The organism is Vibrio sp. 10N.261.55.A10 (assembly GCF_041470825.1).
In the GTDB taxonomy this organism is placed as follows: domain Bacteria; phylum Pseudomonadota; class Gammaproteobacteria; order Enterobacterales; family Vibrionaceae; genus Vibrio; species Vibrio crassostreae_C.
In genome coordinates this window covers 62,059-80,819 of the sequence record NZ_JBFRNC010000027.1, presented here as the reverse complement: position 1 = coordinate 80,819, position 18,761 = coordinate 62,059, and the positions used below count along the sequence as shown (strand labels likewise).

The 18,761-nt window shown below is 44.5% G+C and carries 17 protein-coding genes; 11 read left to right on the top strand and 6 right to left on the bottom strand.

Annotated elements, in window-relative coordinates; genetic code table 11:
* Positions 1–78 precede the first annotated feature (78 nt).
* Positions 79–1,740 carry a hydroxylamine reductase gene (gene hcp, locus AB4274_RS07695; protein WP_017068651.1) on the bottom strand — a complete coding sequence of 554 codons (1,662 nt, stop codon included), beginning with the start codon at positions 1,738–1,740 and terminating at the stop codon, positions 79–81.
* A gap of 273 nt (positions 1,741–2,013) precedes the next feature.
* Between hcp and AB4274_RS07690 the strand changes: the two genes are divergently transcribed.
* Together AB4274_RS07690 and AB4274_RS07685 are read left to right on the top strand one after the other, a co-directional pair.
* Positions 2,014–2,244, top strand: coding sequence for a hypothetical protein (locus tag AB4274_RS07690; protein WP_017061777.1), 231 nt, complete (start codon positions 2,014–2,016; stop codon positions 2,242–2,244).
* A 53-nt stretch (positions 2,245–2,297) separates the two neighbouring features.
* Complete coding sequence (locus tag AB4274_RS07685) at positions 2,298–3,461, top strand: carboxylesterase (RefSeq protein ID WP_017061778.1); 1,164 nt, start codon at positions 2,298–2,300, stop codon at positions 3,459–3,461.
* Positions 3,462–3,854: 393 nt separating this feature from the next.
* On the opposite strand, the gene AB4274_RS07680 is transcribed toward AB4274_RS07685, so the two are convergent.
* The 3 genes from AB4274_RS07680 to AB4274_RS07670 form a co-directional block, all read right to left on the bottom strand.
* Positions 3,855–4,469 carry a LysE family translocator gene (locus tag AB4274_RS07680; protein ID WP_372111664.1) on the bottom strand — a complete coding sequence of 205 codons (615 nt, stop codon included), beginning with the start codon at positions 4,467–4,469 and terminating at the stop codon, positions 3,855–3,857.
* Between the two features lie 127 nt (positions 4,470–4,596).
* Positions 4,597–5,517 carry a LysR family transcriptional regulator gene (locus tag AB4274_RS07675; RefSeq protein ID WP_017061780.1) on the bottom strand — a complete coding sequence of 307 codons (921 nt, stop codon included), beginning with the start codon at positions 5,515–5,517 and terminating at the stop codon, positions 4,597–4,599.
* Entirely contained in the window at positions 5,511–5,972 is a 462-nt protein-coding gene (locus AB4274_RS07670; protein WP_017061781.1) for an Lrp/AsnC family transcriptional regulator, read from the bottom strand. Before AB4274_RS07670 ends, AB4274_RS07675 begins: the two co-directional genes overlap by 7 nt.
* 254 nt (positions 5,973–6,226) lie before the next feature.
* On the opposite strand from AB4274_RS07670, the gene yjeH reads away from it, so the two are divergent.
* Positions 6,227–7,498: an L-methionine/branched-chain amino acid transporter gene (yjeH, locus tag AB4274_RS07665; RefSeq protein WP_017066490.1), complete on the top strand. Its 1,272-nt coding sequence runs from the start codon at positions 6,227–6,229 to the stop codon at positions 7,496–7,498.
* A 46-nt stretch (positions 7,499–7,544) separates the two neighbouring features.
* Here yjeH and AB4274_RS07660 read toward each other — a convergent pair whose 3' ends face one another.
* A complete protein-coding gene (locus AB4274_RS07660; protein ID WP_017066491.1) occupies positions 7,545–9,002 on the bottom strand; it encodes a PLP-dependent aminotransferase family protein in 1,458 nt (485 codons plus the stop codon).
* Positions 9,003–9,092: 90 nt separating this feature from the next.
* On the opposite strand from AB4274_RS07660, the gene AB4274_RS07655 reads away from it, so the two are divergent.
* On the top strand, positions 9,093–9,752 hold the full coding sequence (locus tag AB4274_RS07655; protein ID WP_017061784.1) for a pyridoxamine 5'-phosphate oxidase family protein: 660 nt from the start codon (positions 9,093–9,095) through the stop codon (positions 9,750–9,752).
* 82 nt (positions 9,753–9,834) lie between these two features.
* Positions 9,835–10,767 (top strand): urea transporter, encoded by a 933-nt coding sequence (locus AB4274_RS07650; protein ID WP_372111542.1) that lies wholly within the window; start codon positions 9,835–9,837, stop codon positions 10,765–10,767.
* Positions 10,768–10,777: 10 nt separating this feature from the next.
* Here the strand turns inward: AB4274_RS07650 and AB4274_RS07645 are convergent, their stop codons facing one another.
* Complete coding sequence (locus AB4274_RS07645; RefSeq protein ID WP_017061786.1) at positions 10,778–11,785, bottom strand: AraC family transcriptional regulator; 1,008 nt, start codon at positions 11,783–11,785, stop codon at positions 10,778–10,780.
* 133 nt (positions 11,786–11,918) lie between these two features.
* Here AB4274_RS07645 and AB4274_RS07640 point away from each other — a divergent pair, with 133 nt between their 5' ends.
* From AB4274_RS07640 to AB4274_RS07615, 6 genes are all read left to right on the top strand, one after another.
* Entirely contained in the window at positions 11,919–12,269 is a 351-nt protein-coding gene (locus AB4274_RS07640) for an MFS transporter (RefSeq protein ID WP_017066493.1), read from the top strand.
* Positions 12,263–13,486, top strand: a complete 1,224-nt coding sequence (locus tag AB4274_RS07635; protein ID WP_017066494.1) for an HlyD family secretion protein — start codon at positions 12,263–12,265, stop codon at positions 13,484–13,486. The genes AB4274_RS07640 and AB4274_RS07635 overlap by 7 nt, the downstream gene beginning before the upstream one ends.
* 680 nt (positions 13,487–14,166) lie before the next feature.
* On the top strand, positions 14,167–15,405 hold the full coding sequence (gene codB / locus AB4274_RS07630; protein WP_032545811.1) for a cytosine permease: 1,239 nt from the start codon (positions 14,167–14,169) through the stop codon (positions 15,403–15,405).
* A gap of 9 nt (positions 15,406–15,414) precedes the next feature.
* Positions 15,415–16,692, top strand: a complete 1,278-nt coding sequence (locus AB4274_RS07625) for a cytosine deaminase (protein WP_017068656.1) — start codon at positions 15,415–15,417, stop codon at positions 16,690–16,692.
* A gap of 358 nt (positions 16,693–17,050) precedes the next feature.
* Positions 17,051–17,263 (top strand): cold-shock protein, encoded by a 213-nt coding sequence (locus tag AB4274_RS07620; protein ID WP_004740083.1) that lies wholly within the window; start codon positions 17,051–17,053, stop codon positions 17,261–17,263.
* 457 nt (positions 17,264–17,720) lie between these two features.
* Complete coding sequence (locus AB4274_RS07615; protein WP_102398619.1) at positions 17,721–18,737, top strand: GGDEF domain-containing protein; 1,017 nt, start codon at positions 17,721–17,723, stop codon at positions 18,735–18,737.
* The last annotated feature ends 24 nt before the right edge of the window (positions 18,738–18,761 follow it).

Here is an 18,761-nt window from a genome sequence, read left to right as displayed (position 1 = left end):
AAAGAATTAAATCTAGAAAGCCCCGCCGCTGCACGTTCCTAGAGAACAGCAACAACGGGGCTTGGGAGTGGGCTTAGATTAAGCCGCTAAGATTGTTTTAAGATCTTGCTCTGGCGTTGAGATAGAACGCATGTCGAACTCGTCTTGAATAATCTTTAGTAGGTTTTCAGTTAGGAATGCAGGCGCTGTTGGGCCTGTGTAGATACCTTTCACACCCAGTGCGAACAGAGTAAGCAGGATAACGATCGCTTTTTGCTCGAACCAAGAAAGAACAAGTGTTAGTGGTAGTTCGTTGATGCCACAATCAAACTCTTGAGACAGCGCAAGAGCAAGCTGAATCGCTGAGTATGCATCGTTACATTGGCCAACATCGAGCAGACGTGGAATACCGTTAATGTCGCCGAATTGGTTTTTGTTGAAACGGAATTTACCACATGCCAATGTCAGGATTACTGAATCTTCTGGCGCTTGAGCTGTGAAATCTGTGTAGTAGCTACGTTCAGATTTGTCGCCGTCACAACCACCCACTAGGAAGAAGTGTTTGATGTTGCCTTCTTTCACTTGTTCAACAACCGCAGGCGCTGCTTCCATCAAGGCGTTACGACCAAAACCGACAGTGATCATTTGCTCGATCTCGTCATGCTTAAAGCCTTCTTGCGCAAGAGCACAATCGATCACTGCACTGAAATCGTCACCTTCAAGGTGAGCAACACCCGGCCAGCCTACGATGCTACGCGTAAATAGGCGGTCAGCGTACGAGCCCACATCTGGGTTAAGCAGACAGTTAGATGTCATTACGATCGCACCTGGGAAGTTCGCAAATTCTTTTTGCTGGTTCTGCCAAGCGCTGCCGTAGTTACCCGCAAGGTGTGGGTACTTGTTTAGTTCAGGGTAGCCGTGTGCAGGTAGCATCTCACCGTTGGTGTAAACGTTAATGCCCTTGCCTTCCGTTTGTTGAAGGATCTTTTCTAGATCATGCAGGTCGTGACCAGAAACAAGGATACAGTGACCTCGCTTCGTCTTCACATTCACGGTTGTTGGTTGAGGGTGACCGAAGGTATCTGTCTCGCCTTTATCCAACATTTCCATGACCTTGTAGTTCATTAAGCCGATCTGCATAGACGTATCTAACAGTTGTTTTAGGTCTGATGGATCTGTACCTAGGAACGCCATGATTTCATGGTATTCAGCGAAAATAGCATTATCAGTTTGACCAAGAACACGTGCGTGCTCCATGTAAGCTGCTGCACCTTTTAGACCGTATAGGCAAAGAAGGCGAAGACCAATCACATCTTCGTGTTGAGAGTCGTGACCACGGTTTACCGCCGCTTGAGGGGCAAGCGCCAATAGCTCTGAAGAGTCCGTTGGAAGGTCGAATTGAGCAGCAGCAGAAAGCGCTGGGATCTCAAAACCAATCAATGTCGCTGCCGCGCGAACCTGTTGCTCTAAACGCTGCTTGAATTCATGGGACTGTTGTGCGAATTCGATGATACGAGCAGGGTCGAAGTTAACGTTGGTTAGTGTTGCGAAAAACGCTTTTGGCGCCCACTCGTCGATTTCAGTATCAATAACATCACACGCACGGCCCAAATTGGCCCAAAAAGAAACACCTTGAAGAGAATGCACCAACACGTCTTGAAGGTCGGATACTTCCGAAGTTTTACCACACATACCTTGTGCGAAAGAACAGCCTTTTACGGTTGGGGTTTGAATTGTTTGTTCACATTGAATACAGAACATATAAGGGCTCCAGTAATTTTTATTAACTGTAAGTACTTTGCTTACAGTGACTTATTCCAACCCCTATAGAGCATCAAGCGTGCCAACTTTTAACATATTGATTTTATTAAACTTAGTTTTATTCCATGTTTTTAGTGCGTGATTATGACTACATATAAACTCCCTAACAGCACACATCCGTGTCATAGTGACTCTCAGAGATTTATTAACGGCGTTCATGTTTCGTTCAGAATAGAAGCGATAAAGTAACAACATAGAAAAAGAGGAATGAATATGAAAAATATATTAGTTACGATTGTTGCATTGTTTACTGGCCTTTTGGCGTTATTCACAAGCTTGATCCTTGCTATTCCTTTAGCTATTGCAGCTTTAATTACTGGCAAGCGCATTCAGAATCAAATGAAGAAACAAGGTTTCGCAGCTCATATGAACACTCGTCAGTCATCAACCAATGATGCCGGTGTTATTGAAGGTGAATACGAAGACCTTTCAAGCAAAAAGTAACCTAAACTTTAGTTTCAGACATAGTGAAAGCACAACAGAGACAAGATTACATAATGCAAAGAAAGCCCCTCCTAGCACTGCTGGCCTTAACGACTTTAAGTCTCGTTGGTTGTTCCAACGAGACACCGATACCCGCTTACGAAACATCTCCAGACTTGCCTAGCTATCAGCAAGACAGCTTTGATGCCTACGTCAATGACACACAAGATTGGTTATTGAAAAACCGCGTGTTCATGACGGAAGACAAGCAACTCGAGATCCAACTCAATTCACCAACCGAGTATCAACCAACCTCGCCAAACGGCAAGGCGGTATTATTGGTTCATGGATTAGGCGACTCACCTTACTCATTTAAAGACATCGCTACCCATTTGGCAGAGCAAGGTTACTTAGTGAGAACCGTATTACTTCCGGGTCACGGCAGTCGCGTGGGTGATTTAATGCAGCCGAGCCTAGAAGATTGGCAAGGTGTGGTGGCTCATCATACGAAGTTACTTGAGCAAGAGTATGATTCTGTTTGGCTAGGCGGCTATTCAACCGGCGCGAACCTCGTGACTTCACAGGCGATGAACGATCCAAAGATCTCTGGGTTACTGCTGTTCTCACCTGCGTTTCAACCGAGCTCGTCTGCCGTTCAATACGCGGGACTAGCAAGCTACTTTGTCACTTGGGCGGATCAAGATCCTGAAGACAATGTGTTGCGTTACAACTCGTTGCCAATGAATGGTGCATCGGTTTACTACGAGACATCAGAAGTCGTACGTGGTGACTTACAAGATAAACACTTCGATAAACCAGTTTTTATTATGATGAGTGAAGGCGACAGCGTGATTGACACCAACTACGTTCAGCAAGCCTTTACTGAATCTATGCCGAATCCAAACAATGTGTTGGTTTGGCAAGGAGAGACGACTCTCGAGGATCCTCGCGCTGTTCAGTACAGCATGAAGATCCCAGAGCAACGCATCTCGAACGGCTCTCACATGGGCTTACTGTTCTCACCAAACAACCCTTATTACGGAATCAATGGTAGCGAGAAGATTTGCTCCAATGGTCAGGCAGAAGGGTTTGAAGAACAATGCAATGCAACCAGTGAGGTTTGGTACTCAGCTTGGGGCTATCGTGAAGAAGGGAAGAACCATGCGCGTTTGACCTACAACCCCTACTTCTCAGACTCGATGGCGAAGCTAGATGCCGTACTGAACTCTGAAGGCTAATAAGCTCAAGTCTTCCAAAAGCTAATCCAGAGAAATCAAAAAGGCTCACTAGATAACGTCTAGTGAGCCTTTTTTAATGAGTGTCGTTTCTGGTGAACGTCTAGGGTCTGTTGACCTTTAGAGCTGATTTTTGCAGCACTTTGTGGGAAATTTCTACAAGGCAGAGGCTTTGAAGTGTAGCTAGCCTACATGAGAAGCCGATAACGCAGTAGAAATGAACCACAAAGGCTGCCCGAAGGGTTCGGCTAGAATCGTTTTATGCTTTGTTAAGAAGTATTAACTTAGAATGACTAGGCTACATACTCCTTGCCGCGCCTAAAACGATTCTATCTCGAACAAAATTTAACCACTAAAAGTTAACAGACCCTAGTTACTTATTCTTATCGTTTACTGCTATATCATCCACACCACACGCACAGCAAGCAGAATCAACACCACACCTGACAATCGGTCAATCAACTGCGCTTTCGAACGAATACGTTCAACAATCAAAGGGCTAGACAGCACCAAGGTGATAAATGTGTACCATAAACCGTCTACAAGTAGCGGTGTTGAGACGATAATCACTTGATTGGTCAGTTCATTACCTAACGCAACAAATTGGCTAAACAGAGCGATGAAGAACAGCGCGATCTTTGGGCTCAAGATAGAGATCAAGAAAGCCTCACGAGCAGACTGCATGTAACTCATCTTTTCACCCGCTTCTAATTTCGCGGCAACACCACCTTTCGAACGTAACGCATTAACGCCAAGATAAAGCAGATAAGCAGCCCCCGCTAAGCTAATACCTTTAAATAACATTGGGGATTGCTCAAGCACAACGGCTAAACCAACAATGGTTGCGAACGCATAAATACCGATACCAGCAGCGTGTGACCAAGCTGCGATAAGCCCGTTCATACGGCCACCAGCCAAACTGTGTTTAGCGATCATCGCCAAGCTTGGGCCCGGAGACATTGCACCCAACAAGCAAATCGCTAATAAAGAAAACCAAATTGTTACTGTCATCATTCCATTCCTAATAAAATAAAGCGTTCCAGCTGAACGCTCTACGCTTAATACTCAATACTTGGCACTTACCATAATTCGCAGGAGGTATTATTTGAAATCAAAGATTATCATCACACCTATGATTTCAAGTCATACTGATATTGTAACTCGACTTTTGCATGGCTTGGAATGCTTTTTCTCGCGCCCATTTGTGGGCAGAGTCGTTGTCATATTTAGGATGCCACATTAACCAATAGGTATGCATTTCCGTATCAAATGGCAACGAAAAGTAGGTAGTATCGAGGTGTCGACCTAGGTTATAGGCGATATGTTCTGGCACGATCATCAGATAGTCGTCTTGCAATAACACAGTACCAGCAGATGAAAAGAACGGAACCTGTAAAGCCACTCTTCGCTTCAGCCCTTGCTTCTTCAATGCTATGTCCGCGTAACTGTCTTTATCTCCACCACCCGTCACTTTGATGTGAGAGTAGTGAACAATATCTTCTGCACTCAAAACCGCTTGTTGAGCCAGCGGGTGCGACTTTCGCATCAAACACACCGACTTATCTTCACCAAGTTTGATACTTGAGACATGTTCTGGCTTTGTGGGAAACATACTGGAAGCCAAATGAATCCCAGACTCGTTCAGTGCTTCAAGGTAGTTTGGCTGCCACAATCGATAAGCCAAATTAATGTTCGGCGCTTCAGCAGACACCTCTGCCACAATCACAGGAAGAATATACTGAGCGACATAATCACTCGAAGACAACACCAATTCACCCTGCCAGTCTTGCGGCTCGAAGGGTTTATCATCTAACAGGTGGTCAAACTCGCCAAGCAGGTCGTCGAGTTTACCTTTGAGTAGCAATGCACGGTTGGTCGGCACCAGTTTGTTGCCGTCACGGACCAGCAAAGGGTCGCCACACAAATCACGTAACTGGCTGAGCTGACGGCTCACCGCGGATTGTGTGATATGCAAACGTTGGGCGGCACGGCTCACATGACACTCTTCAAGAAGTACATGCAGTGAACGCAGTAGGTTTAAGTTGATATTGCCTAACATGAATGCACCGTCGCATTCTGTTTGTTGAAAAACTCGGTCAAAACCGTATGAGTCATTAAGTGGCGAAGATCCGGGTAACTTTGCAGCTGATCACGAACTCGGTTCAAGCTCTCCATGCTTTCCACTTCCACGTACAACATCATATCTGTCTCACCGCTAATAGAGTGGCACCATTGCACCTCATCAATACTCTGGATTTGTTTCGCGTAAGACTCACAACTATGGTCACTACTCGACATGTCGAACTTCAACAAGATATAAGCGCACACATTCTTCGTTTGGTTGGGTTCTGCCACTTGAGCGCAGTAGCCCGTAATCACTTTGTCGCTTTCCAGTTTCTTGATTCTGGCGTTCACCGCTGAGCGCGAGAGGCTGACATCTCGGGCGATATCGCTCACTGAGCATCGTGCATTGGTTTTGAGAATATCCAAAATCTGGCGATCAAATTTATCCATGCTTCTGATTCTTTTCATTTATTGTTCTATTTATAACGCCTAATTTGACACAACTTTCCTACTTATAACAGCCATTCTGACAGCCGACACTTTCACACTGAATCGGATTAATACCGTTAAAATGACGGTGTCTTACGACGTTTCGCTAGCTGTATTATTGATGTCAACAATGTATGCTCTCAATCATAACTTCTCACACACCAGAAGAAAGTTACTGGAAGACCGTGACCAGAATCAAATAGCTAGGAGAGCGAATGACACAACTCAAACAAGAAATCACGCTTATTTCAGGAATCGGACAACTCTCGACGACCTTGCTAGGCACTGGATTATTTATGATCCCTGCGATCGCAGCAGGCATTGCAGGACAGTTGTCTCTTCTCGCTTGGTTAATCCTGTTTATCGCTATTTGCCCGATTGCACTGACCTTCGCATCATTAGGAAAACGCTACCCGAATGCAGGTGGTACTGCCTATTTTGTGCGCCAGGCGTTTAGCGAGCGATTAGAAACAAGCGTGGCGTGGTTGTTTGTGAGTGTTATTCCTGTCGGTATTCCAGCGGCCATTGCACTGGCTGGTGGTTTTGCTCAACAATTGTTACCCGCACCTCTCGATACACCACTTGGTGCTCAATCCTTTACCGTCGCCCTGCTTATTGCCGTCAATTTGATGGGCAGTAAATCTTCTGGCCGACTGCAAACCGTGATCGCATTGTCGATTTTTGCCTTAGTCAGCGCTTTTGTTTGGAAAGCCGACATCACGGCAACCGATGTTGCTCTTCCTGCCATCTCATCCAATTCAATGTGGTCTATCGGCGCTGCTTTAGCTGTCATGTTTTGGTGCTTTGTCGGAATAGAAGCTTTTGCTCACATGGGAGAGGAATTCAAAAATCCACAACGTGACTTCCCAATCGCCATCATTGCAGGCTGTTTTGTTGCGGGGCTAGTGTACTGGGCTTGTTCAGTAGTGATTCTTAAGCTGGGTGCTTTCGGTTCATCTGAATTCGATGCCGCATCCATCCCTTGGGTAACAGAACAACTGTTTGGTAATGGCTTCAAAACCGTCATCAGCGTGCTGGGGTTCTTTGCTTGCTTTGCCAGCCTAAACCTTTACACACAAAGCCTGTCTCGGATGATCTGGGCTCAGGCCCGCCAACACAGCCCTGCAAGTCGAATGGCTCAACTGAACAGCCGCGGCGTACCGCTCTACCCAACGTTAGCAATTGGCTTTGTCGTGCTTATTTCGTGTGTGATTGGTGAGCTGTCTAATTTAGACCTTGAGTTCTTTCTCAAGCTCGCCAACGGTATTTTTGTTCTGGTTTATCTGCTCGCAATGTTAGCCGCTTGCCGATTACTAACAGGCGCATCTAGATACACTGCCATGCTTTCATTGGTCATCTGTACCTTGGTGTTTATCTGTTTAAGTTGGTCGATGCTCTATGCTGTGACTGTTTTTGTGACATTGTCACTCCCTTGGCGGAAGTGGCTAGGTAAAGGTAAACCCACCGTCTCTATCGACAAGTTGTAACTCGATTCGTGATGAATCAGAAAATGGTAAACAAGCCCTACCAATATTACTGATAAAAAAGCCGAGCGATCTGTTTGATCTTCGGCTTTATGTCAGCCAATCGGATATTTCCAAACCCCAACACCACCCCACTCCAATCACGAGCATCACTTGATCCATATTCATAAAAATCAAACGGACGAATGATGATATTTTCAAGCTCAGCTCTATGACTCCATTCAGTCTCAGATATACCTTGATACCACTTCACGGTCACATGTAGCCCTGCTGCCTGACTGATCACTTCAAGATCACCGTTAAACTCGCTTTCAATCGCTTCTATCATGGCTTCATACTTGAGTTTGTATGACCGACGCATCTTTCTAATATGACGCAGCAAGTCGCCTTCTCGAACAAAATCCGCCAAAGCTTCCTGTGTGTGGGACGCCGTGTCTCCAGTAAGCGCGTCTTTGATCTCAAGACACTTCGCTACCAGACTTTCTGGCACCACTAAGTAACCTAAGCGGAGTCCGTTGAACATGACTTTACTCAGCGAACCAACATAAATGATTCGTTCATCAAACCCGAGTTTACCCGCTAAGCCTTGCATACTGGTGTAAGGGCGATGAGCAAACTGGAACTCACTGTCATAGTCATCTTCAATGATCCATGACTGATGTTGATTGGCCCAGTCGATCAGTTTAAGGCGTTGCTCAGTATTTAAAGTCGTGCCCATTGGGTATTGGTTACTCGGTGTGACATACAGAGCCTTAGCATTACTGGCCAACACTTTCTCAATATCCAACCCCACCTTTTCACGCACACTTACACCTTCTAACTCTAGTCTCAACAGATCGATAATTTTATGTACTTGTCGATAACCGGGTTCCTCCACGAGGATTTTGTCGCCCATCGCTAACGTTGCCATTAATCCGATTGAGATGGCTTGCTGCGCACCTGCGGTGATGATGATTCTGTCGGCATTACAATGAACGGAACGACTGCTTGCAAGATACCCACTCAACGCTTCCCTCAAGGCTGAGCTTCCCTGAACCTCTTGATTGCCCGCAATGTTCTGACGTGTAGAGTGACGTTGCAGCAACCTCTGCCATTTCGCAAAAGGGAACGCATCTAAGTCAGGAACTCCTGGGGCAAAGCTGCGGTTAATGTCGTTAGGTGTCGCTATGTTTGTACTCGGTTTACTGACTGTTTGTTTGACCTTCGGATCCTGAACACTGTTTGGCTTAGACAAACTTAGAAAGTGTTCTGGTTGTTCAACCGAGACATAAAACCCTGAGCCTTGCTTACTCTCGATATAGCCTTCAGTAACCAGTTGTTCGTACGCATAAATCACCGTATTTCGACTCACCGATAACTCGACAGCCAACTTACGTGTTGAAGGTAACTTACTGCCCTTGCTCCATAAATCTTGAACGATCTTCTCTCTTATCGCGTGGAACAAGGCGGTTTGACGCGTGCCGTGTTGTTCGTCTAACTGTAGATCACCGACATCGATAGGCTGCATAACTGGATCCAAATAGTGTTTAAAAGTGGCTCTATTTAATAGACCAGTTAATCGCTACATTAATCAAAAGGCAATGATTAAGGAGCGATTATGTTATCTAACACGAAAAGAACCACGATTAAAAAAGGGGCTCACAAAGCCGTATTTGAACAAGAGAAACTGCACCAAATTATTGATGAGAGCTTAATCGCACACATTGCATTGCAGGGCGAACAAGGACCAATGGTCATCCCGATGCTCGCGTGGCGAGTGGGTGATATAGTCTACATTCATGGAGCTAAAAACAGTCGCCTACTAAAAGGACTAAAAAAGGGAGAACCAACCTGTTTAACGTTCACCTTGTTCGATGGTTGGGTGCTGGCTCGTTCGGCATTTCATCATAGTGCGCATTATCGTTCTGCTGTGGTATTGGGGTCATTTTCAGTCATCGATGACAATCAAGAAAAGGATCGCTTGTTGAATATCTTTATTGAGCAAATCGCACCAGGCAGAACCGATGAAGTGAGGCTCAGTAATGAAAAAGAACTCACTGCGACCGAGTTGTTGGCGATACCTTTAACAGAAGCTTCCGTGAAGATTGGTAAACATGGAGTGAATGATGATAAAGCCGATATGGACATTCCAGTTTGGGCTGGCGTATTACCCTATAGAACTGTTGTTGGGCCGTTAGAAACCGTTCCAGAACAAGAAGGCATCATTGAAACACCAGATTACCAACAAGCTTATGGTGAACGCTGGTATCAGAATTAACACTCGAAGATGGTGAACTTGATAAAATTGTATACAATCTGAATTACAAAAATTTAACATGACTCAATAATGTAATCAGACGATGAAAACGAACAAGGATATTCTGCCGTTTCAAGGCTTGCTCAATGGCATTGGGCAAGTCTATTTCACACCGTCTATCATGACGTCGACTTTGCTGTTGCTTGCCATTTCTATTGAGTCACTGGCGCTGGCTTTTCTTACCTTACTTGGCGCCAGTTGCAGCTATGCATTAGCTTTCTATGGCTATATGTACACCAACACCAACACCAACACCAACAAGTCAGTTGACGACATTGATAGTGGAATGTACGCGCTAAATGGCGCTTTGATTGGTTTATTTATCGGTAACTTTTTTGGTGTGACACCATTATTGGCTTTAGTGACTGCGTTAGGTGCATTACTCACGGTGCCGATTGCCCACATCGTATTCAGTTTTGAGAAATATCGCGGTTACACTAGCGCCTTTATCCTCACCACTTGGCTGATTTATATTATCCAATCAACCTTTGAGCTGTCAGCGTTTTCTGCACCTGATTCCGCACTGATGCCACTCATCAGTATTGAGGCTAACTCGTGGTTCAACCTGCCGACAGTGGTGATCCCGTTGTTAAAAGGGATAAGCCAAGTCAGCTTCATCGAAAATGCGTTGTCGGGGCTCGTTATCTTAGTCGCCATCGCACTCAACAATATCAAGCATGCCATTTGGGTTATGCTCGCAGTAATAATTAGCACCGTATTTAGCGGGTTGATTGGCGCTTCTAACGAACTGGTAGCCCAAGGTCTTTACGGGTACAACGCCATTCTTGCCACTTTAGCACTTGTGCCCTATCCGCGAATCCGTTGGCCGTTAATCCTATTAGGCATGCTGTTAAGCTGTCTCATCACACTTGGTTTTCATGAACTGTCACTGTTACCACTCACCACCCCTTTCATTTTGAGTACTTGGGGGATGGTTTACTTGTCCAGCCTGATCCATAAACGAACCATAAGTTAGCTCTGAATAGTTACAGGCCAGTTTTTAGGCGCTCAACATATTGCTTGGGTGTCAAACCTCGATGTTTCTTAAACATCCGATTAAAGCTCGCGACATTGGTATAGCCGAGCCTCGTCGCGACTTTATCTATTGGCACTGAATACATCAACAACTCCACCGCCACATTACTTAACGCATAGCCCATAATGGTAGAAAAGTTGATGCCTAAGTTATGCAATCGACGTTGAAATTGCTGTTCAGATAACCCAAGCAAACTCGACACTTTATGCAGTGTTGGCAGGCCGAAATGGCGACTGTAATTGATCATCTCATAGGTCACCTTATGCTCATCCGCGGCATCAGGCATGTTGAGGTAATTATCTAAGTCATGAAAGTTCATTGCCAAGCTCATCTTGCCGCTAGAAGGGGCTTGATTGCTCGATAACCTCGACTGGCTTGGTATCCAGATTTCAGTTCGTGGCTGGCCCCACTGAATATTGCACCCAAAATACTCTTGATAGAGTTGAGTGTTCTCGCGATAACCTGCGATAGAGACGGCTGCGGGAGTAAAGTCGTCTCCCAAGTAACGCCTTAATATCTTCATCATAAAGATGGCAACTCGAATTGAGTCATGAACTTTACCCACCTCAGTATAAGCAGGATTGTCGTAGCACCATTTGATGAAATTACCGACTTGAGCGCCATATAGAAAAGCCCCGGACTGCAAACAGTGCAACCCGATGTTAACTCGGCGTATAGACGACGCCAGATCGTGCCCCGAGAAAAACCAGTTAGAGAGAGGACCTAGCCTTTCAATATCCACTCTATCAGCCAGCTTCAAGATAATATCGGAATCACCGGTTTGTTGTTCAAGTAAGCCATACCATTTGTCCACTTCACTTACGGGGATAAGGTTCATCGGGTTATTAAACACCGATTTAGGAATACCTAATTGCTCAGTATTCACAGCCTTATTAGTCGTTGCGTATTGGTAAATACCCAAAATACCCAATGCTCTTAAGAAGTTACAATTGTTCATTAGCCACCATACTTAGAAGTCACTATTACAGATCAAATCATAATGACATCATTATTAAAGTAATTGGTAAATTATCAACTTCTAAATCTGATATCAATAACACTCGGTGCTCAATTTAACCTAGGGTATATCAATGAGTTTAGTTAGTGTCCCATTTGTCGGAACAGGCGCAGATACCGCACTACACGTAGTTGCAGGCGTAGTGTTAGTCGCAACCATCGCTGCTGCATGTTACGGCTTCTGGCGTGTGCATGAATTACCAATCAACAAGGCTCACAGTAAAGAGCATCAACAACTCGGTTTGATCACCGCATTAACATGGATTGGTTTTGTATGGCACTGGGTATGGGTACTAGCAGTAATTTTGGCCTTCGTTGATATGGAAAAAGCCATCATCAATCTAAGAGACACATGGAAGTCACCGACCACAACCAAGGAGCAAACAACTTCCGACAAGCAAGATGAGGAGAGCCAAACATGTTAGAAGGCTTGGCAATTTGGGCACTGTTCATTTACTTACTCAGACTTGTTGGTATGCCTTGGAACAAAGGCACCAAGGCGTTTGCGTACCTAGGGGGTACATCTTGGTTGCTGTTTGTATGGGTTGGCCTACTCAATTTTACTCCGATGGATCTATCGGGAGGCTCAGTGGTTCAGTCTCCACATATTCAGCTGCGTCCCGATTCAACTAATGTGTCGGGAAAAACTTCCAAAGTCCACATCGACCCAAACCAGGATGTGACTGAAGGACAGCTAATTTACGAAATTGATGACACTAAATATGTCATCGCAAGAGACAAAGCCAGCGTTCAACTTGAGTCTGCAGAGGTCGCTTTAGACACAGCTCGTCAAGAAGTGAGCATTGCAAAAGTCAGCTATCAATCGGCGCTTGAAGACATCAAAGCTTCAGTCGCACAAATAGATTCGGCTAAAACAGACTTAGTACTGCAGTCAAAGACGCTTGATCGTTACCAGAAGCAAAACAAAGTGGTAGAACATACGATCACTGAAACTGACATCGACCAACAAACAGCAAAGGTAGACTTAGCGACGTATAACGTTACGACATTGGAATCTCAGCTTAGCAAGAAAGAAGTCGATGCCGAGAATGCGAAGTTGAACATCCACAAAGCTGAAACCAATGTGAGCAAGAAGCAAACTGAGGTCGATTCAGCAAAGGCAACACTGGCACAAGCACAATGGGACTTGAACAGCACCAAAGTCACGGCACCGACTGACGGCTTTGTAACGAACTTTATTCTTCGTGAAGGTCAGCGTGTTTCAATGATGCCTCGTATCCAGATGTATACCGAAGAGAAGTACGTGCTGATGCGAGTTAACCACCAAGCGATTCGTAATATTAAGGTCGGTCAACCTGCGGAATTTGCGACAGCGGTATACCCAGGAAAAGTGTTCTCTGCAACCGTAGAAGGCATTGTAGAAGCCACTGGTGAAGCGCAAGCAAGTTTGCTGGGTATCGATGAGCAGGTTCGTGTTACCACAGGAAAAAACCTTCAGAACAAGCACCACTTTGTTCGTTTAAAAATTGATGAGGCAGAGGGTTACGATATTCCTGTTGGCTCTGTCGGATTAGCGTGGGTAAGCGGTGAGAAGCCTATCAGCTTTATGGCGTTCCTAGACGTAATACGCGGGATCATCATTAGAATGAAGTCTCAACTGTACTTCTTCTACTCCATCTAATACTTCCTATTGGTGAAACAATACCCAAGCCCGTGCGCTCTTAGATCGCACGGGCTTTTTGTTTATTTCACCATTCGTCGCCAGAAAGAACACAAACCCGAAAAACGAATAAACACTCTAAAGTTGCAAATCGCAATTGCATTTTGCAATTGGGTATTTCAAAAACGCAAATTAAACGCTCAAATACGCACCAGATTGCTATAAAACTGCCGTTTTACGTGGTTTTAAAAGTTGGCACACTAACTGCAATGTATATATTGACCCTTCTTAAGCCGAGGGTCACCTAGCCAACTGACGTTGTTAGTGAACCTATTCTTGTTCACAAAATATATAGGCCAATTGCGATTATTGCGATTGGCTATTTTTTTGCCTGCAGTTTGGCCAACCGCCCTCTTTTTCGATACAGACACCCATTCAGACGTATAATAATAAGCATTCATAGCCAACCAAGAACAGCAGATAACCAACGCATTATAGAAAACGTTTTCTATTTGTTTTTTTTAAATAAAGACAGAAAATAACCATATGTTTTACAAGATAATTACTGCAATAACTGGTTTTTATGGGCAATTATTGACAAAATTAGCATTGACTATGTGATTTATATCACCATAATGCGCAAGTTTGCCTGCAATACGGCGACCGTTAATTTTAATTTTGATCATTTGCGGAGGTAAAAAATGGCTGCTGATAATAACTACAGTCTAGGGCCGGTTCCTACATCGGCTAGGAAAGGAGTCGCTTCACTCACCATGGTAATGCTTGGACTCACTTTCTTCTCTGCAAGTATGTGGACAGGTGGTTCACTCGGGACAGGTCTTTCATTCAACGATTTCTTCCTCGCCGTTCTCATCGGTAACCTAATCCTCGGTATTTACACTTCTTTTCTTGGCTACATCGGCTCATCTACTGGCCTCTCTACCCACCTCCTTGCTCGTTTCTCTTTCGGTACTAAAGGCTCATGGCTTCCTTCTGCTTTACTTGGTGGTACACAAGTCGGTTGGTTTGGTGTGGGTGTTGCGATGTTTGCTATTCCAGTACAAAAAGCAACGGGCATTGATACCAACACCTTGATTATCGTATCTGGCTTATTGATGACGGGTACAGTGTACTTCGGCATTCAAGCGCTAATGGTGCTTTCAGCGATTGCAGTGCCTGCGATTGCGATTCTGGGTGGTTACTCAGTACTGACTGCGGTAGACAGTGTTGGTGGACTAGAGCAATTGCAACTTATTAAACCAGAGACGCCAATGGACTTTTCAATGGCTCTTGCAATGGTTGTAGGTTCGTTCGTAAGTGCGGGTACGTTAACGGCCGATTTCGTTCGCTTTGGTAAAAAGCCAGCAAGCGCAGTATTAATTACTATGGTTGCGTTCTTCATCGGTAACTCGCTGATGTTTATCTTCGGCGCAGCAGGAGCAGCAGCAACCGGTCAGGCTGATATTTCAGATGTGATGATCGCGCAAGGTCTGCTGCTTCCAGCCATCATCGTGCTTGGCTTGAATATCTGGACAACCAATGAAAATGCACTTTATGCATCCGGTTTGGGTTTATCTAACATCACTGGTCGCTCAAGTACTACAATGTCAATCATTAACGGCATTATCGGTACGATTTTCGCACTTTGGTTATACAACAACTTCGTTGGTTGGTTAACCTTCCTTTCGCTGGCGATTCCACCAATTGGTGGCGTAATCATCGCCGACTTCTTCGCGAACCGTAAACGTTACAAAGATTTTGCAAATGCAGAGTTCCAAACCGTTAACTGGGCTGGCATTATCGCGGTAGCAACAGGCGTAGCCGCTGGTCACTTCCTACCTGGCGTTGTTCCTTTGAACGCAGTGTTAGGTGGTGCAATCAGTTACCTCGTGCTTAATCCTCTATTGAACAAAAAAGCTCTGAAATCTCAGGCCGCTTAAGGACACACTATGACAACCTTATTAATCAAGAACGCGAAACTTCAAGACCAAGAAGGCTTGAAACAGATTCTGATTGAAAATGGTCAATTTTCTCGCATTCTCGATAATGGCGCGCAAATCAATCATCAAGGCGACATCCTTGATGCTGAAGGTGGCATTGCAGTTACTCCTTTCTGTGAACCGCACATCCACCTAGATACTACTCAAACTGCTGGTGAGCCTAACTGGAACATCTCTGGCACTTTGTTTGAAGGTATTGAGCGTTGGGCTGAGCGCAAAGAACTGCTATCAATCGAAGACGTAAAGTCTCGTGCCAAGCAAACACTGAAATGGCAGATAGCTAACGGTGTTCAACACGTTCGTACACACGTTGATGTGTCTGACCCAACACTCGTTGCGTTAAGAGCGATGGTTGAAGTTCGTGAAGAGATGAAAGAGTGGGTCGACATCCAGATCGTTGCATTCCCTCAAGAAGGTATTCTTTCATACCCTAACGGCAAAGAGTTGCTTGAAGAAGCAGTGAAGATCGGCGCTGACGTTATCGGTGCTATCCCTCACTTCGAATTCACTCGTGAATACGGGGTTGAATCTTTGCATTATGTGTTCGAGCTTGCACGCAAGTACGACTGTCTGATCGACGTTCACTGTGATGAAATCGACGACGAACAGTCTCGCTTTGTGGAAACATTAGCAGCCCTTGCTCATAAGTTTGAAATGGGCGAGAAAGTAACTGCTAGCCACACCACTGCAATGGGTTCGTACAACGGTGCTTACACATCTCGCCTGTTCCGTCTATTGAAGATGTCAGGTATCAACTTCGTGGCAAACCCGCTAGTGAACATTCACTTACAGGGCCGTTTCGACGATTACCCGAAACGCCGCGGTGTAACGCGCGTTAAAGAGATGCTAGCAGCAGACATCAACGTTTGTTTTGGCCACGATGATGTGTTTGACCCATGGTACCCACTGGGCACAGCGAACATGCTTCAAGTTCTGCACATGGGACTGCATGTAACACAGGTTATGGGCTACGACCAAATCAACAACTCACTTGATTTGATCAGCAAGAACTCTGCTCGCACATTGAACATTCAAGACAACTTCGGTATCGAAGAAGGTAAGCCAGGTAGCTTGCTGATTCTTCCTGCTGACAATGGCTTTGATGCAGTACGCCGCCAAGTACCAGTGCAGTACTCAATACGCCACGGTAAGGTGATTGCAGAGACTCAACCAGCGAAAACAAAAATAAATTTAGATCAAACTGAAGATATCAACTTTAAGCGTTAATATCGTCTATACTAATGATCAAAAGGAAGCTGAGATGCTTCCTTTTGTTGTGTTGGACGAAGCGACAAAACTATCACTAAATCAGTGTAAATCTTGTACATTCGCACGGTATGACAAAAAAAGCACAAATTTCTTAAGCAATGCGTGTACATCTCAAAAGACTGTGTTAACATGCTCTCGCTCTGTTAGCCGGAGTTATTTAAGTTAGATGAATAGTAAAAAATTGACATGTAAAATCGTTACCCGTTTTTGTAAGTAGTTTTTCCTTATTTCTTAGCAATATTAAATAATTCAATTATCAGCGCATTGCATTAAATGCAATCAACAACTTAGAAAATTTATGAATAAGGGACAAATTATGTCTAACACAAATACTGGCACTGTAAAATGGTTTAACGAAGAGAAAGGTTTCGGTTTCATTTCTCAAGACAACGGCGGCGCTGACGTATTCGTACACTTCCGTGCAATCGTTTCTGAAGGCTTCAAAACTCTGAAAGAAGGCCAAAAGGTTTCTTTCGAAGTTGAAAATGGTCAAAAAGGCCTACAAGCAGCAAACGTTGTTGCTCAATAATTAGCTCTTATAGCTAAAAAGAATTTTAAAGCGCTGATTTTTATCGGCGCTTTTTTATGCCTGCTTATAAACATTTCCCCTCTCGATACAGGCTTTCCCCCGTAAACTCTGAACAAATGCAAATCACCAGCCAAGCGTCCTCAACCTAGACTTTCTCAGTTAAAGCTCAACGATCAATTTACGTCACTTTTTGTATGCACTTCCCTAGACAACACTTAATTCTCAGCAATCTTTTGATACTAACTCACGCTACGCCGAAAGTTTGATAAGCCCAAATATGGTTAAAGAACAATCCATTAGATTACGCTTATGAATACGCAATCGATATTCATAATAAAAATGAGTTATTTATCCAACCCTCATCCACTAATCATATAATTTTTAAAGCAAAGACCTTCGAAATCCGCTAACCTTGTTCGCAAGTGGCTTAGTTGTTTTGGTATCTGCAGTAAAAATAATGAACAAAGACGAATTTCAGAAATCCACCGCAAATCTAAAAAAAGCGGTGCCTCTTATGATGAAGAACAGGGTGTCAACGACACCTGCAAATTACGCACTTTGGTACACCTATGTCGATAACGCTATTCCCCAGCTGACTCAAGACATGGATGGTATTTTAGAACACTACGGTATTTGTCCTCCTGCCGTTGGTGAGCAGCTATACAACAATTATGTTGCCAGCAAATCCGAAACCAATATCAATGACCTTCGCGCTAATTTGGAACTGTTAGTTTCTGAAGTTTCCAATTCAATGAATGACACCCTGACCGACACCTCCGCTTTTTCTGACATGATCGATAAAAGCTTCGAGGACTTGGCTCGTGTTGATAATGAAAGCCTATCTATTGATGAAGTCATGTCCTTAGTTCGACAGCTGGTGTCTGAATCCCGTCATATTCGTCACTCTACTCAGTTTTTAAACTCTCAGCTAAACTCTGCAACCTCAGAGATCACCAAGCTAAAAACCCAGTTAGTAGAAGTTCAGAAAGATGCGCTTTTCGATAGTACAACCACACTCTATAACCGTCGCTCTTTCGACCGTGACATAGAAACCCTGTGTGAAGCACAACAATCTTTGTGTCTGATTCTTCTCGATATCGACCACTTTAAAAATTTCAACGACACCTATGGCCACTTGTTTGGCGATATGGTGCTTAAAGCGATCGCTCGCAAGCTGAAGTTAAGTTGCCGTGAAGGTATTTCTGCCTATCGATTTGGTGGTGAAGAGTTCGCGCTGATTGTGCCTAACAAGTCTTTGCGTATTGCTCGTCAACTCGCTGATACCAATCGTCGCTCTCTAGAAAAGCTGTCGATTAAAGATCGCCGCAGTGGTCAACAAGTCGGCAGTATCACTGCATCGTTTGGTGTCGCTGAACTTGAACCCGGCGAATCAGCTCAATCGCTGATTGAACGTGCTGATAAGCTACTTTATGAAGCGAAATCACTTGGCCGTAACCGAGTCATGCCTTTGTAAAACACACCAACAATGCTCTTATCG